13 protein-coding genes are annotated in these 13,517 nt (G+C 64.5%); 5 read left to right on the plus strand and 8 right to left on the minus strand.

Going from position 1 to position 13,517, the window contains the following annotated elements; all coding sequences use genetic code 11:
- Positions 1-101: 101 nt before the first annotated feature.
- The 6 genes from AABE10_RS04745 to AABE10_RS04770 all read right to left on the minus strand — a co-directional run bounded on the left by AABE10_RS04745 (position 102) and on the right by AABE10_RS04770 (position 6,427).
- Positions 102-689, minus strand: coding sequence for a nucleotidyltransferase family protein (locus AABE10_RS04745; RefSeq protein WP_342932104.1), 588 nt, complete (start codon positions 687-689; stop codon positions 102-104).
- Between the two features lie 90 nt (positions 690-779).
- Positions 780-1,058, minus strand: coding sequence for a hypothetical protein (locus tag AABE10_RS04750; RefSeq protein WP_342932105.1), 279 nt, complete (start codon positions 1,056-1,058; stop codon positions 780-782).
- Between the two features lie 883 nt (positions 1,059-1,941).
- On the minus strand, positions 1,942-4,158 hold the full coding sequence (locus tag AABE10_RS04755; protein WP_342932106.1) for a xanthine dehydrogenase family protein molybdopterin-binding subunit: 2,217 nt from the start codon (positions 4,156-4,158) through the stop codon (positions 1,942-1,944).
- Positions 4,155-5,156 carry a xanthine dehydrogenase family protein subunit M gene (locus AABE10_RS04760; RefSeq protein WP_342932107.1) on the minus strand — a complete coding sequence of 334 codons (1,002 nt, stop codon included), beginning with the start codon at positions 5,154-5,156 and terminating at the stop codon, positions 4,155-4,157. Before AABE10_RS04760 ends, AABE10_RS04755 begins: the two co-directional genes overlap by 4 nt.
- 11 nt (positions 5,157-5,167) lie before the next feature.
- A complete protein-coding gene (locus AABE10_RS04765; RefSeq protein ID WP_342932108.1) occupies positions 5,168-5,950 on the minus strand; it encodes a 2Fe-2S iron-sulfur cluster-binding protein in 783 nt (260 codons plus the stop codon).
- Positions 5,951-6,232: 282 nt separating this feature from the next.
- The gene (locus AABE10_RS04770) at positions 6,233-6,427 is read right to left on the minus strand and encodes a hypothetical protein (protein WP_342932109.1); all 195 of its coding nucleotides are present in this window, start codon (positions 6,425-6,427) and stop codon (positions 6,233-6,235) included.
- Positions 6,428-6,642: 215 nt separating this feature from the next.
- Between AABE10_RS04770 and AABE10_RS04775 the strand changes: the two genes are divergently transcribed.
- The gene (locus AABE10_RS04775; protein ID WP_342932110.1) at positions 6,643-7,215 is read left to right on the plus strand and encodes a YbhB/YbcL family Raf kinase inhibitor-like protein; all 573 of its coding nucleotides are present in this window, start codon (positions 6,643-6,645) and stop codon (positions 7,213-7,215) included.
- A gap of 96 nt (positions 7,216-7,311) precedes the next feature.
- On the opposite strand, the gene AABE10_RS04780 is transcribed toward AABE10_RS04775, so the two are convergent.
- Together AABE10_RS04780 and AABE10_RS04785 are read right to left on the minus strand one after the other, a co-directional pair.
- Entirely contained in the window at positions 7,312-8,067 is a 756-nt protein-coding gene (locus AABE10_RS04780) for an SDR family oxidoreductase (RefSeq protein ID WP_342932111.1), read from the minus strand.
- A gap of 352 nt (positions 8,068-8,419) precedes the next feature.
- Entirely contained in the window at positions 8,420-9,712 is a 1,293-nt protein-coding gene (locus AABE10_RS04785; RefSeq protein WP_342932112.1) for an aspartate carbamoyltransferase, read from the minus strand.
- 424 nt (positions 9,713-10,136) lie between these two features.
- Here AABE10_RS04785 and dapA point away from each other — a divergent pair, with 424 nt between their 5' ends.
- The 4 genes from dapA (at position 10,137) to AABE10_RS04805 (ending at position 13,451) form a co-directional block, all read left to right on the plus strand.
- Positions 10,137-11,000 carry a 4-hydroxy-tetrahydrodipicolinate synthase gene (dapA, locus tag AABE10_RS04790; RefSeq protein ID WP_342932113.1) on the plus strand — a complete coding sequence of 288 codons (864 nt, stop codon included), beginning with the start codon at positions 10,137-10,139 and terminating at the stop codon, positions 10,998-11,000.
- A gap of 368 nt (positions 11,001-11,368) precedes the next feature.
- A complete protein-coding gene (locus AABE10_RS04795; RefSeq protein ID WP_342932114.1) occupies positions 11,369-12,556 on the plus strand; it encodes a M23 family metallopeptidase in 1,188 nt (395 codons plus the stop codon).
- The gene (locus AABE10_RS04800) at positions 12,549-12,941 is read left to right on the plus strand and encodes a hypothetical protein (protein WP_342932115.1); all 393 of its coding nucleotides are present in this window, start codon (positions 12,549-12,551) and stop codon (positions 12,939-12,941) included. The genes AABE10_RS04795 and AABE10_RS04800 overlap by 8 nt, the downstream gene beginning before the upstream one ends.
- A gap of 57 nt (positions 12,942-12,998) precedes the next feature.
- Positions 12,999-13,451, plus strand: coding sequence for a polymer-forming cytoskeletal protein (locus AABE10_RS04805; RefSeq protein WP_342932116.1), 453 nt, complete (start codon positions 12,999-13,001; stop codon positions 13,449-13,451).
- Positions 13,452-13,517 lie beyond the last annotated feature (66 nt).

The following is a 13,517-nucleotide window of genomic DNA, read 5'->3' on the forward strand; positions in this document are numbered from 1 at the left end:
CTTCCCGAATCTGCTCACCTGAAGCGCATCGCGGTCCCGGATCTTCTCACCTGAACGCGGGCTGCGCGTCTTCGAGTGATGCTGGCGGGAGGTCGAGCGCGTTACAGGTTGCGCAAGTCTTCGGGGGTATCGATATCGCTCAGCACGCCCGGATCGTCGACGTCGATGCGGGTCACTGCGTGCGTCGCGAAGAGCGCCCGCGCGCCCGTGTCGCCGTCGAGCGCTAGCAGCGCGTCGCGATGCTCGACGCCGAAGCCGACGGGGTGTCCGCGCTGTCCGCGATAGTAGGGCGCGACGATTGACGCGCCTTTGTCGGCTGCGCGCGCGACGGCTTCGACCGTCGATGCGGCGATGCGCGGCATATCGGCGAGCGCGACGATCCAGCCGTCTGCGTCATCGCTTGCCTCGACGCCTGCCGCGAGGGTCGCGCCCATGCCGCGCTCGGCGTCGGCGGAAAAGATCACGTGACAGCCGGCGTCGTTGAGGGCGCGGGCGAGTATTTCGGAGCCGGGCCGCACGACCGCGATCACGTGCGGCACGACGAGCAGGAGCCGGTGCGCGGATTCATACGCGACGGGCGTGCCGTCGGGCAATCGGGCGAGCAGTTTGTTGTGGATGCCTTCCGGATCGAAACGCGATCCATATCCGGCGGCGAGCAGCACGCCGGTGGCGAGCGAAGCATAAGCCATGGGCGGCACCAGAAGGGGAGTGAACAGAGATTGTGCGGCGCAACGGGGTGGGGCACAAGGGCTTATTATTGTCTGCGACGCTTTGTTTTCTTAGCGTGCCGCTGGCATCCGCGTATGCGGTTTTTGTCTGCGACGGCTTTTTGGTTTTTTTGCCTTTGCGCTGGCATCCGCGATGCGCCTTGCGGCGCGGGCGTTGCCGCTGTGCGGGGCGGCGTTGCTCTTGTTTGCAACGGCTTTTGTTTTTGTTTTTTTCCTTTGCGCTGGCATCCGCAATTGCGCCTCGCGGCGCGGGCGTTGCCGCTGTGCGGGCCGGTCTTGCTCTTGTTTGCAACGGCTTTTGTTTTGGTTTTTTTGCCTTTGCGCTGGCATCCGCGATGCGCCTTGCGGCGCGGGCGTTGCCCCTGTGCGGGGCGGCACCTACTCTTCTTTGCCGCGGCAAAGAAGAGTAGGCAGAAGAAAGCCGCTCACACCGCCCGCACTTGACCTTTACCCACGGGCCCTCAACGTCCCCGTGAATCACGCGGCAGCGTAACTCGCTGATGCTTGTTGCCAATGCTCTTGCTGAACGCATCACCCGCTTCAAGCACGCGTGGCGCGGCTAAGGGCTTTGGACGTTTCAGTGCCGCATATCGGTAGTGAATGAGGTTGCTGTGTCGTACAGGGCAACGCCCGCACTTGAGCCGCATCGCGTAGAGGGCGTCCTGTGCGGCGCGAATGCCTACACACCGTTTGCCGCAAAGGGGCGCAAGAATCTTCGATGTCGCGGGCTGTAACGCAGGAGCATGAAGCATGTGACGCGTTCAGGTAGCGCGCGGGCAACGAACATGAGCCATGTGTGCTGCCGGTCGAAGGACGGGGACGTTGAGAGCCCGTGGGTAAGGGTCAAGCGTTGGTGTGAGCGGCTTTCTTCTGCCTACTCTTCTTTGCCGCGGCAAAGAAGAGTAGGTGCCGCCCCGCACGGGGGCAACACCCGCGCCGCGAGGCGCATCGCGGATGCCAGCGCAAAGGCAAAAAACCAAAACAAAAGCCGTTGCAAACAAGAGCAAGACCGGCCCGCGCAGCGGCAACGCCCGCGCCGCGAGGCGCATCGCGGATGCCAGCGCAAAGGCAAAAAAACCAAAACAAAAGCCGTTGCAAACAAGAGCAAGTGCCGCCCCGCACGGGGGCAACACCCGCGCCGCGAGCCGCGATCGCGGATGCCAGCGCAAAGGCACGCATACGCGAATGCCGGCGGCAAGCCATAAAGACCAACCTAAACCTGCATCACCTTATCCAAAGTAATCGGCAAATCCCTCACCCGCACGCCCGTCGCGTGATACACGGCATTGCCAATAGCAGCCACCACGCCAGTGATCCCAATCTCACCGATCCCCCGCGAGCCGAGCGAGTTGATATGCGGATCGGGCTCGTCGAGCACGACCACATCGAGCGCGCCGACATCCGCATTCACGGGCACGTGATATTCGGCGAGATTCGCGTTGATGAAGCGGCCGTACTGCGTATCGAGTGTCGTCTGCTCTTCGAGCGCCGCGCCGATGCCCCATACCAGCCCGCCCATCAGCTGGCTGCGCGCGGTCTTGACGTTCAGCATCCGCCCGACGTTGTAGACGGCCGTGATCTTCGCCACGCGTATCGTGCCCAGGTCCGCGTCGACATGCACCTCCGCGAAGATCGCACCCCACGAATGAAACGAGTAGCGCTGCTTCTCGTCGCCGGGCTTCGTGTCGGACGTCGCTTCGATCGGCTGGCCGCCCGCGCGCGCAAGAATGGCCGCGATGGGATCGCGCTTCGTCGGGTCCGACTTGCTCATCGCCCAGCCGCCTTGCACCGTCACGTCGCTCGCGGACCAGCCGTACAGCGGCGAGCCGCGATCCGCGAGCGCCATCGAAACGAGCTTCGCGCGCGCCTGCTCGCACGCGTCGCGCACGGCAGGCGATACGCTCGCGACCGACTGCGAGCCGCCCGACACAGGCGCCTTCGGCAGCGACGAATCGCCCAAGCCGAAGCGGACGTTCTCCGGCGCGATGCCGAGCGCGTCGGACGCCACCTGCGTCATCACCGTGTACGTGCCCGTGCCGATGTCCTGCGTGCCTGAGACGACCGTCGCCGTGCCGTCGGGCAGAATGCGCGCGAGCGCCGATGCTTCGCTGCGATTCGCGGGATAAGTCGCCGTCCCCATGCCGAGGCCGATCAGCGTGTCGCCATCGCGCATCGAGCGCGGCTGTGGCTTGCGCCGCGACCAGCCGAAACGCTGCGCGCCGATGCTGTAGCACTCGCGCAAGACCTTGCTCGACCATGGCTTGTTTTCCTGCGGATCGACCTCTGCATAGTTCTTCAGACGCAGCGCGACCGGGTCCATCTTCAGCTGATACGACAGCTCGTCCATCGCCGTTTCGAGCGCCCACGAACCCGTCGTCTCGCCCGGTGCGCGCATGAAGGTCGGCGTGCCGACATTCAGCGGCACCAGGCGATGCGTCGTCACCTGGTTCGGCACCGCGTACATCATCCGCGAGACCATGCAGCAGGTCTCCGTCCAGTCTTCGATCATCGACGTGTTCGAAAAGCTGTCGTGCCGCATCGCAGTCAGCGTGCCGTCGTGCTTCGCGGCGATCACCATGCGCTGCTCGGTGTACGGCCTTCCGCCGACGGGGCCGAACATCTGCGGCCGCTCGAGCGCCAGTCGCACGGGACGCCCGGTCTGCTTCGCGGCCATCGCGCACAACACCACATGCGACCACGCGGAGCCCTTGCAGCCGAAGCCGCCACCGACGAACGGCGAAATCACGCGCACGTCGTCGGGCTTCATGCCGAGCGTCTTAGCGACGGCCGTCTTCGTGCCCGTGACGCCTTGCGTCGAATCGTAGAGCGTCAGCTGCGGGCCGTCCCAGACGGCCATCGTCGCGTGCGGCTCCATCGGGTTGTGATGCTCCATCGGCGTCGTGTAGACGGCATCGACGCGCACCGCGCCCGCCGCGAGCCCTGCATCGTAGTCGCCGCGCGAGGTGTCCGTCTGACGGCCCTGCGGCTTGTCGGGCGCGTGCCCATTCGGTTTTGCCTGCAAGAAATCGAGCGTCGCCGGCTGCGCGGCATAGGTGACCTGCAACTGGCGCGCGGCATCCGTCGCATGTTCGAGCGTATCCGCGACGACGACCGCAGTCGGCTCGTTGCTGTAGTGGATCTGATTGTCCTGCAGCAGCGACAGATGGCGTCCCGCAGGCGGCGCGAGCGACGGGCGTCCGCCGTTCGGCAGACGCGGCGCGTTCTGATACGTCATCACGAGCAGCACGCCCGGCAGCGCTGCCGCGCGCCCCGTATCGATCGCCTGAATGGTGCCGCGCGGGATCGTGCTCGTGACGAGCACGCCATGCGCAAGACGTGCTTCGGGAAACTCGGCCGCATAGCGCGCTTCGCCCGTGACTTTCAGCAGACCGTCGGTGCGGTCCAGTGGATGACCGATCATCGTGCTCATGCGAAACCTCCCACGCGTCCCGCTGCCTGATTGACCGCGCGCACGATCGCGTTTTGCGCGAGGCGCACCTTGAACGCGTTGTCGCGCTGCGGCCTCGCTTCGCTCAGCGCGGCGGCGGCTGCGTGCCTGAGCGTCGCGTCGGAGAGCGGGTGGCCTGTGATCATCTGCTCGGCGGCGCTCGCGCGCCACGGCTTGTGTGCGACGCCGCCCAATGCGATGCGCGCGCTGCGTACCGTGCGGCCGTCCATCTGCAACGCAGCGGCGACGGACACCAGCGCGAACGCGTAGCTCGCGCGGTCGCGCACCTTCAGGTAATGCGCGTGCTCGCTATAGACGGACGGCGGCAGATCGACGGCCGTGATCAGGTCGCCGGGACGCAGCGTCGTGTCGACATCGGGGCGCTCGCCCGGCAGCCGGTGAAACTCGCTGAACGGAATCACGCGCTCGCCTTGCGGACCGCTCACGCGCACGTTTGCATCGAGTGCCGCGAGCGCGACGCTCATGTCCGACGGATTCACGGCGATGCATTGCGCGCTCGCGCCGAGAATCGCATGCATGCGGTTGTGGCCGCCGATCGCCGCGCAGCCGCTGCCCGGCTCGCGCTTGTTGCAGGCGGTGAACGCGGTGTCGTAGAAGTACGGGCAGCGCGTGCGCTGCATCAGATTGCCGCCGACGGTCGCCATATTGCGCAACTGCGCCGATGCGCCCGCAAGCAACGCTTGCGACAGCAACGGATAACGCTCGCGCACCAGCGCGTGATTCGCGGCGTCGCTGTTGCGCACGAGCGCGCCGATGCGCAGGCCGCCGTCGGGCAGCGTCGAGACCGTATCGAGTCCTTGTATGCGCGTGATGTCGACGAGCTTCACGGGCCGCGTGACGCCGCCTTTCATCAGGTCGAGCAGATTGGTGCCGCCGCCGATAAACATCGTGCCCGGCTGCTGCGCGGCGCGCACGGCGCCCGCGATGTCGGCGGCGCGTTCGTAGGAGATCGCATCCATCGTGGTCTCCTTTACGCGACGTCGCTCGTCTTGATGACGAACGTGGTGTACGTATCGCCCGTGCCACTGCCGACCGTGCCGCGATGCGCGGACTGCACTGCCGCGACGATGTTCACATAAGCGCCGCAGCGGCAGATGTTGCCGCTCATGCGCTCGCGGATCTCTTCGTCCGTCAGTTGGGACGGGCGGCGTCGCACGTCGGCCGTGACCGTGCTTGCGGCGCCTGCGTCGAACTCCGACAGCAGAGCCGTCGCCGAGCAGATCTGCCCCGGCGTGCAGTAGCCGCACTGGAACGCGTCCTGTTCGATGAACGCGCGTTGCACGGGGCTCAGCTTGCCGCTGCTCGCAAGCCCTTCGATCGTCGTGATCGTTTCGCCTTCGTGCATCACGGCCAGCGTGAGGCAGGAATTGATGCGGCGTCCGTTCGCGAGGACCGTGCATGCGCCGCATTGTCCGCGGTCGCAGCCTTTCTTCGTGCCCGTGAGCCCCGCGTATTCGCGCAGCGCGTCGAGCAGCGTCACGCGCGGCTCGAGTTGCATCGTGTAGTCGCGTCCGTTGATGTTGAGCGTCACCGCGCGCGGCGGCACTGTTGCACGCGCAACGGGCTCGGCCGCAGGTGGTGTCTGCGTCTGCGCCTGGGCATAGGGCGCGCTGCCGACTGCGGCGGCGGCCGCCGCCGATTGCAGGAAGCGGCGGCGTGACGAACTGGAAGGCGCAGCGTCGCGCTCGTCACGATGGGGCGCGTGCGCGTCGTGATGCGAGCACGAACCCGGACAGTCAGTATGTCTGGACATGATGTTCTGCTTGCTCCAAATAATGTCGGCGCGACGGGCCGACGCAGAGGTCGATGCAGGCTTGCGCCGCAGCGAAGCTCGTACGGCATTCGATACAGGCAAAGCCTTTTCAATGAGCAATTTCGGTGCCGCGAGCGCGCAAGAACAGCGCGGGAACACAAAGCGACGCGCAACGGCGGCCCGTTCCTCTCACAAACGATGACCTGAGACGCGCTATTCCGCTACGAAAGAGAAGTACTGCAAGAAGCGCTGCAAAAGCGGTATGCCCCGCGCGTCACGGCTTCACGTTGCACTTAACGGAGAACAAAGTAAATGGGCGAGGCGTCTTTCTTGCAGGGTTGAAAGCGAATCTTCATCGACGCGGGTTATGCGTGTCGCCGACATGGCGTTCAGATGGCACGAACATGGCGCGATCATGGCGATCTTGCCTTCATGGCCTGTGCTCTCGATCGCCGGATGCATTGCTTGCGCGCTCATCTTTTCGCATTGCATCAACCCATTGCATCAACCGATTCATCCATTGTCGAAGCCTGATATGAGCTCGCGCGAGGGCGAACGCGAACATGGCCCGTATCGCATGGGGACGTTGCATGCAAGACAACGCGATGATTCGCGAGGCTCGCTTCCGCGGTGTTCCGTTGATCGCTATCGTTCGATCGCAAGTTCACTCTTACCTCTCAACGGAGCGCACCATGCGATTGAACGTCCTTTTGCGAACGACTCTTTGCTCTTCCGTGCTTCTGACGATCATGCCGGCGATGGCGATTGCCGGACCGTTCACGGTCAAAGTCGATGACCTGAACCACGGGCGCTTCGCGAACGAACAGGTGTATGGCGGATTCGGCTGTCATGGCGACAACGTTTCGCCGCACATCTCGTGGTCGAACGTTCCGCCGGGAACGAAGAGCATCGTCGTGACGATCCACGACCCCGATGCGCCGACGGGGGGACTCGGCTGGACGCATTGGGAAGTCGTCAACATACCAGCGTCGGAAACGTCGATCGGGAAGGGCGCTTCCGGCAATCCCAACGCGCTGCCGACGGGCGCCATCGAAACGCTGACGGATTTCGGCGAGTCGAAATACGGCGGACCTTGCCCGCCTCAAGGAGAGACGCATCGATATGTCGTCACGGCATCGGCGCTTACGGTTCCACAGATCGACGTGAAGACGGCGTCGAGCCCCGCGCTCGTCGCTTATCAGATGCATGGAAAAGTGATCGCGCAAGCGAGGTACGTCGCGACCTATCACCGGGCCTCGAATTGAACGTTCGAAATTGATCGTTCGAAGTCGAGCATTCGATGCCGGGACGGGATGTCACGTATGTGCCATCCCGCCATCGCGGTCTGCTGTGCGATCAGATCAGCTCGCTGCCTTCGAGCGGCGCAGCCATTCGTCGAAACCGATGCGGCCGAGGCGCGCTTCGCCCAGCGGCACGAGCGAATGCTCTTCGACGAGGCTGCCGAAGTATCGCGCGTTGGAATCTCTCACGACTTCACGCGGATCGCCGACGGCCTTCAGATAGCGGGCGATGAATTCGTCGAACGGCGCGCGCTCGGGGCCCGCGATCTCAACGATGCCATTGCGCGGCGGGGCGATCCCGACATCGGCGACGGCGGCGGCCACGTCATCCGACGCGATGGGCTGGAAGAGGCCCGGCGAAACCCTGACGACGTTTCCATCCGCGGTCGAATCGGCGATGCCGCCGAGAAATTCGAAAAACTGTGTCGAACGGATGATGGTGTACGGAACGCCGGAGGTCACGATCAGTTTTTCCTGCGCGACCTTTGCGCGGAAATAGCCATTCTCGGGCGACCGTTCGATTCCGACGATCGATAGCGCGACGTGGTGCCGGACGCCCGCTGCCGCTTCGGCGGCGAGAAGATTGCGGCTGGAGGTTTCGAAGAATTCGAGCACCGCCTTGTCTTCGAACGACGGCGAATTGGCGAGGTCGATCACCACTTGCGCGCCCGTCAAGGCTTCATTGAGTCCTTCGCCGGTGATCGCATTGATGCCGCTTCGTGGCGACGCCGCGATGACCTCGTGGCCCGCCTCGCGCAGAATGGGGACAGTCTTCGAGCCGATCAGGCCGGTTCCGCCGATGACAACGATCTTCATGACTCACTCCTTGATTGCCGGATCGCGTTTGAGAACTTGCTCGGGCTTTGGCCTGGCTTCGGCAACAGGCGAAGCTGCGAGAGAGACGTGCGTGGCGTTCGGGATGACGGAAGCATCCGAAGAATCGTCATGGGCCGTTGAGTCCCGTGCGTGCAAAAGCCGACGCACGTTTAACCATAGAACGTTTTTCGAAAAACAAAAACCGCCGGCAGGAGCGAGCGGTTTCGATGACGAGCCCAACAGTTGGATGAACGCTGAATGGCGTCAGGCCTCGATTCACGGCGAGCGTGGCGAGCAAAACAAAACGCGCCTCCGGCATCGAGGCGCGTTTTTCTTCGAACCCGGCTTTCGCTCAGTCGATGCCATGAAACACGGCATCGTCCGGGCCGAGATAGGCGGGCGGACGCCATGCCGCATCGCGCATCGAATGCTGGACCAGTTTCTCGACGCCGAGCAGCACCGCGAAAATCGCCATCCGCACGGGAATGCCGTTGTCCGTCTGGCGGAAGATCGCGAGACGCGAATCGTGGTTGAGGTCCGTGCTCAGATCGTTTGCGCCGGGGCGGCTGTCGCGCGGCAGCGGATGCATGATCAAAGTCTCGGGGCCGCAGACGGTATCGACGAGCGCCTGGTTGATCTGGAAGTCGGGCGTGTAGCCTTCGAACGATTCGTCGGCGAAGCGCTCCTTCTGGATGCGCGTCGCGTAGACGACGTCCGCGCCGCGCAGGCCGTTCGCGAGGTCGTGCGTCTGCTCGACCACATGGCCGTTGCGCGAAATCTGCTCGACGATGTACGAGGGCATTTCGAGCGTCGGCGGCGAGATCAGCGTGAACTTGATGCCGCGATACAGCGCGAGCAGCTTGACGAGCGAATGCACGGTGCGCCCGTACTTCAGGTCGCCGACCAGCGCGATATGCGCGCCGTCGACGATCTTGCCGAGCCGCGAGAACTCGCGCTGGATCGTGTAGAGGTCGAGCAGCGCCTGGCTCGGGTGCTCGCCGGGGCCGTCGCCGCCGTTGATCACGGGAATGTTGGTCGCGCGAGCGAATTCGGCCACGGAGCCCTGTTCCGGATGGCGGATCACGAGCGCATCGACGTAGCCGGCCATCACGCGGCTCGTGTCGTAGATCGATTCGCCCTTGGCCATCGACGAGAACGTGAAGCCCGTCGTATCGCACACCGAGCCGCCCAGGCGGCAGAACGCCGCGCCGAAGCTCACGCGGGTGCGCGTGCTGGCCTCGAAGAACAGGTTGCCGAGCACCGCGCCTTCGAGCACGCGCGAGATTTTGCGGCGGCGCGCGATCGGCTGCATGATGTCCGCGACGCGGAACAGCGCCTCGACGGCGTCGCGCGAGAACTGATCGACGGAAAGCAGTTGCGGCTTGCCTTCGAACAGAATCTGGCTGCTGAGCGACTGCGAATCTACGCTTTGCGTATGTTTTTCCGCCGGCGCGCCGTTGATGACGATCTCCGACACGAAACGCTCGACGATTTCCGGCATCGCCCGCGATTCCTGCGAGTCATCGGGCAGGAGCCACGTGTCGAGCGCGCGCTTGGACACGCCGATACGCGTCGCGAAGCCGTCGCGGGTGAGATTCAGACGCCGCATCGCGTCACGGAGAAAGGCTTGTTGCGGGACGCTCATGGGCTGCCTCTTTTTTCGTCAGGTGAATGGTCGATATACGCGATGCGTATATTAATTCGCTGCGCGAGGAAGTCAAGCAAATTCGTGCATCGAGTCGCCGGACGTCGGGCGCCCCGGCACGCCGGATGCAAGGCGGCAGCAAACCGCGCCGCTTTGCGGTTACACTGCCGTCCATGGAAACGGCCTCGATGCTTCGCGAACCTCTCGAACCCAGCGCGCTTTTGCTCGCTGGGTTCGCGCGTCGCTGCTGCTGCACAGGCATGCGCCGCTTCCAAAGCCAAAAAACAGCCGCTCATCTGACCGGAGCTGCTGTTCCGTCAGATGCGCGACGGAACAGCCTTATCAAGCCCGGTTTTCAAACTCCCGCTCCGATACTGCTTCCTCGCCGCTGAACGGTTCCATACGGTCGCGTTCGAGAAAAGTCATGTCCAATTTTTCGGGTATCTGGATTCCCCTGGTCACGCCGTTTGCCGCTGACGGCTCAGTCGATGAAAGCGCGCTGCGCCGGCTCGTGACGCTTTACGCGGAAGCGGGCGTCGCCGGCATCGTGGCGCTCGGCACGACGGGCGAGCCGTCGTCGCTCGACGCGCACGAGCAGGAAGCCGTGCTCGCCGCCACGCTCGATGCCGTGCGCGGCGCGTTGCCCGTGATCGTCGGCTTGTCAGGCAATAACGCGGGCAGCATGCGCGAGCGCGTGTTGCGCCTGAATGCACTGCCGCTCGCGGGCCTGCTGATCTCCGCGCCGTACTATGTGCGGCCGTCGCAAGCGGGCATCGCCGCGCACTTCGAAATGCTCGCCGACGCCAGCGAGCATCCCGTCGTGCTCTACGACATCCCCGCGCGAACCGGCGTGCGCATCGAGTCCGACACGTTGCTCTCGCTCGCCGCGCATCCGCGCATCCAGGCGGTCAAGGATTGCGCCGGCTCGCTCGACACAACGCACATGTTGATTCTCGACGGTCGCCTGCAAGTGCTTGCCGGCGACGACATCCGCATCTTCGATACGCTTTGCATGGGCGGCAGCGGCGCGATCGCGGCGTCCGCGCATGTTTGGCCGGAGCGCTTCGTCGCGCTCGACCGCGCGCTGAAGGCGGGGCGCCTCGACGAAGGCCGCGCGCTTTTTCACGCGCTCGTGCCGCTGATCCGTCTGCTGACGTCCGAGCCGAATCCCGCGCCCGTGAAGGCCGCGCTCGCCGCGCTGGGCCTGATCGAAAACGAGCTGCGCGCGCCGATGATGCGTGCGAGCGAAACCTTGCGCGAGCGATTGGCGCAACTGGTCGGCAGATGACGAGCAGGTGACGCGCAGGCGATTGTTCGCCGGATTGCGATTCGGTTGTTCTGGCGGTGTGCTTCTCACGCGTCGCGCGAGTCGTGGGCCTGGCATCGGATTGCGACGAATCCGATGCCGTCGAATTTGAGATGTGCGTTTGGCGGGCAGCGTGATAATTCGCGCCACCCGTTTTCATCACACTCAGATCGCTTCGTCATCCTGCGTATGCTGATTCATCGCTTCACCGTGCAACCCGCTGTGCAATTTGCCGTGCGACCTGTCGTGCGACGTGTCGTGCGACTCAACGTGAGTCCGTCGGCTACTCATGCACGGCATCGCGCGTGCGTGCCGCGTCCCGACGCGAGCGCGATGAGAGGCACGCTCTGATGTCGTTGATCTGGGGCACGGGCCGCAATCTGACGAACGGCGCGGTGCGTTTCGTCACGCGGCGCATGGCGTTCGCGATCGCGGTGCTGGTCGCGTGTGGCACTTCCTCGCTGGCGTTGACGGCGGGCGTGATGATCGGCCGCGCGTGGCCGAAGAGCGACGCGGCCGCGCAAACGGGCGATAGCCGCGTCCGGCGCGACTATACGATCGCGGAGCTCGGCAAGCTGAATGCGGCAATCGAACAGATGCAGCCCCGTCTGACGCGGCTTGCATCGCAGGTCGCGACGCTGCACGATTTCGAAACGCGGCTGAAGACGATCAAGACCTTGCCGCGTCCCGTGTTCGCATCGCCGACGCTTTCTGCAAGCGATTTGCTCGGCGACGATGCAGGCGACGATGTGATTGTCGGCGGCGACGGCAAGATGGCGGGCCGCGAACAGGTGACAAAAAACGCGGCGAAGGCGGGCAGTGGCAAGGACCGCGGCGCCGCCAGCGAAGTCCCGGCAAAAGCGAACGAAGACAACGACGACAATTCCGCCTCGGCCGGCAAACCCGGCAAAGCCAGCAAACCCAGTGCAACAAAGAACGACAGGGCCAGCGACGCGGCTGTGACAACCGGCGAAGGCGGTCCGTCGCTGCCGCCGCGTCGCTGCGACGAGCTGACGTCCGAACGGATGCGCGACGCCGTCGCGATTCATCAGCAGATCGGCTGTCTCGTCACGACGCTCGCCGCGCTGGAGCAGGAAACGACGATGCACGTCGCGAACTGGGAGTCGTTTCCGGGCCGTATGCCCGTCGATGGCGCGCGCTTCGGATCGCCGTTCGGCAATCGTGTCGATCCGTTCACGCATCACCTCAGCTTTCATCCGGGCGTCGATCTCGTCGCGATGACGGGCACGCCGATTCTCGCCGCAGCGGGCGGACGCGTGATCCATGCGGGGCCGGAGAACGGCTATGGCAACGCAGTCGAAATCGATCATGGCAACGGCCTGATCACGCGCTATGGACACGCATCGCAAATCGTCGTGCAGCAAGGCGATCTCGTGCTGCCGCGCCAGCATATCGCCGACGTCGGCTCGACGGGCCGTTCGACGGGACCGCATCTGCATTTCGAGGTGCTCGTCAACGGCGCGCCCGTCGATCCCGTCGACTATCTCGCACTTTTCATGGAGCCGTCTCATGGCTGATCGCATCGGCTCATTGCGCCGCCTGCGCGGGCGCGGCATCGCGCAGCGCGCGTATGAGCTACAGCCCGTGCGCTCGCGAGCCGCGCGCATCGCAACGTGGACGCTCGCTGGCATCGGATGCGTCGCGTGCGTCGTGGCGGGCGGAGCGGCGGTGCGCGGGTACGACATGCGCATTGCCGCGACGCACGCGTCATGCATGACGCCCACGGCGCCGGCTTCGCGCGACGACGCGCAGGACGCACTGACGCGCGCGCAACTTGCGCTGAAACAGGAAGCGGCATCGCGTGCGACGGTGCAGAAGTCGGCCGACGCACTCGCTGTCGAAGTCAGCCGGCTCAAGGCTCAGGTGCTGTTCCTGCAAGGCCAGAGTCATTCGCGCCGTTAGTGTGGCACGCCGTGTGCCGCACTACGGCGCGTTCTCAACCTCAATCCGATATCGATCATGTTCCGCAAGAAAAAGTCACCGGGCGTCACACAGAGCAAACTGGCCACGTTGATTGCGCACGACGTGCATCTGACGGGCGATCTCGAGTTCAGCGAAGGCCTGCGCATGGACGGTCATGTGAAAGGCAACGTCACGGGCAAGGCGGGATGCGAGACGCTGCTCGTGCTGAGCAATCGCGGCTCGATCACGGGCAACGTGTACGGCTACGACGTGATCGTCAACGGCACGATTACAGGCGACGTGATCGCCGATCACTTCGTCGAGTTGCAGGAGAACGCGCACATCACGGGCAACATCTATTACCAGCAGTTGCGGATGGATGTCGGCGCGTCCGTCGACGGCAAGCTGACTCGCCGCGAAGCGACGCCCGCGGTCACGAGCCCGTACATCGGGCACGCGGCAGAGCATGTGCCGCATGCAGGCCACGAAGCCCAAGCCGCCGATCAATAAGCTTTTTGCAAAGGCTCGCCTCTTTTCGCTCGCAGCGCAAATCGGCAACTCGCGCGCACGCGCGAA

Source organism: Paraburkholderia diazotrophica, assembly GCF_038900755.1.
Taxonomy (GTDB): domain Bacteria; phylum Pseudomonadota; class Gammaproteobacteria; order Burkholderiales; family Burkholderiaceae; genus Paraburkholderia; species Paraburkholderia diazotrophica_A.

Excerpts from the sequence above, each read along its gene's own strand:
- AABE10_RS04745 (WP_342932104.1), bottom strand. The coding sequence starts at position 689 with ATGGCTTATGCTTCGCTCGCCACCGGCGTGCTGCTCGCCGCCGGATAT.
- AABE10_RS04750 (WP_342932105.1), bottom strand. The coding sequence starts at position 1,058 with ATGCCAGCGCAAAGGCAAAAAAACCAAAACAAAAGCCGTTGCAAACAA.
- AABE10_RS04765 (WP_342932108.1), bottom strand. The coding sequence starts at position 5,950 with ATGTCCAGACATACTGACTGTCCGGGTTCGTGCTCGCATCACGACGCG.
- AABE10_RS04785 (WP_342932112.1), bottom strand. The coding sequence starts at position 9,712 with ATGAGCGTCCCGCAACAAGCCTTTCTCCGTGACGCGATGCGGCGTCTG.
- AABE10_RS04780 (WP_342932111.1), bottom strand. The coding sequence starts at position 8,067 with ATGAAGATCGTTGTCATCGGCGGAACCGGCCTGATCGGCTCGAAGACT.
- AABE10_RS04775 (WP_342932110.1), top strand. The coding sequence starts at position 6,643 with ATGCGATTGAACGTCCTTTTGCGAACGACTCTTTGCTCTTCCGTGCTT.
- AABE10_RS04760 (WP_342932107.1), bottom strand. The coding sequence starts at position 5,156 with ATGGATGCGATCTCCTACGAACGCGCCGCCGACATCGCGGGCGCCGTG.
- dapA (WP_342932113.1), top strand. The coding sequence starts at position 10,137 with ATGTCCAATTTTTCGGGTATCTGGATTCCCCTGGTCACGCCGTTTGCC.
- AABE10_RS04800 (WP_342932115.1), top strand. The coding sequence starts at position 12,549 with ATGGCTGATCGCATCGGCTCATTGCGCCGCCTGCGCGGGCGCGGCATC.
- AABE10_RS04805 (WP_342932116.1), top strand. The coding sequence starts at position 12,999 with ATGTTCCGCAAGAAAAAGTCACCGGGCGTCACACAGAGCAAACTGGCC.
- AABE10_RS04770 (WP_342932109.1), bottom strand. The coding sequence starts at position 6,427 with ATGAGCGCGCAAGCAATGCATCCGGCGATCGAGAGCACAGGCCATGAA.
- AABE10_RS04755 (WP_342932106.1), bottom strand. The coding sequence starts at position 4,158 with ATGAGCACGATGATCGGTCATCCACTGGACCGCACCGACGGTCTGCTG.
- AABE10_RS04795 (WP_342932114.1), top strand. The coding sequence starts at position 11,369 with ATGTCGTTGATCTGGGGCACGGGCCGCAATCTGACGAACGGCGCGGTG.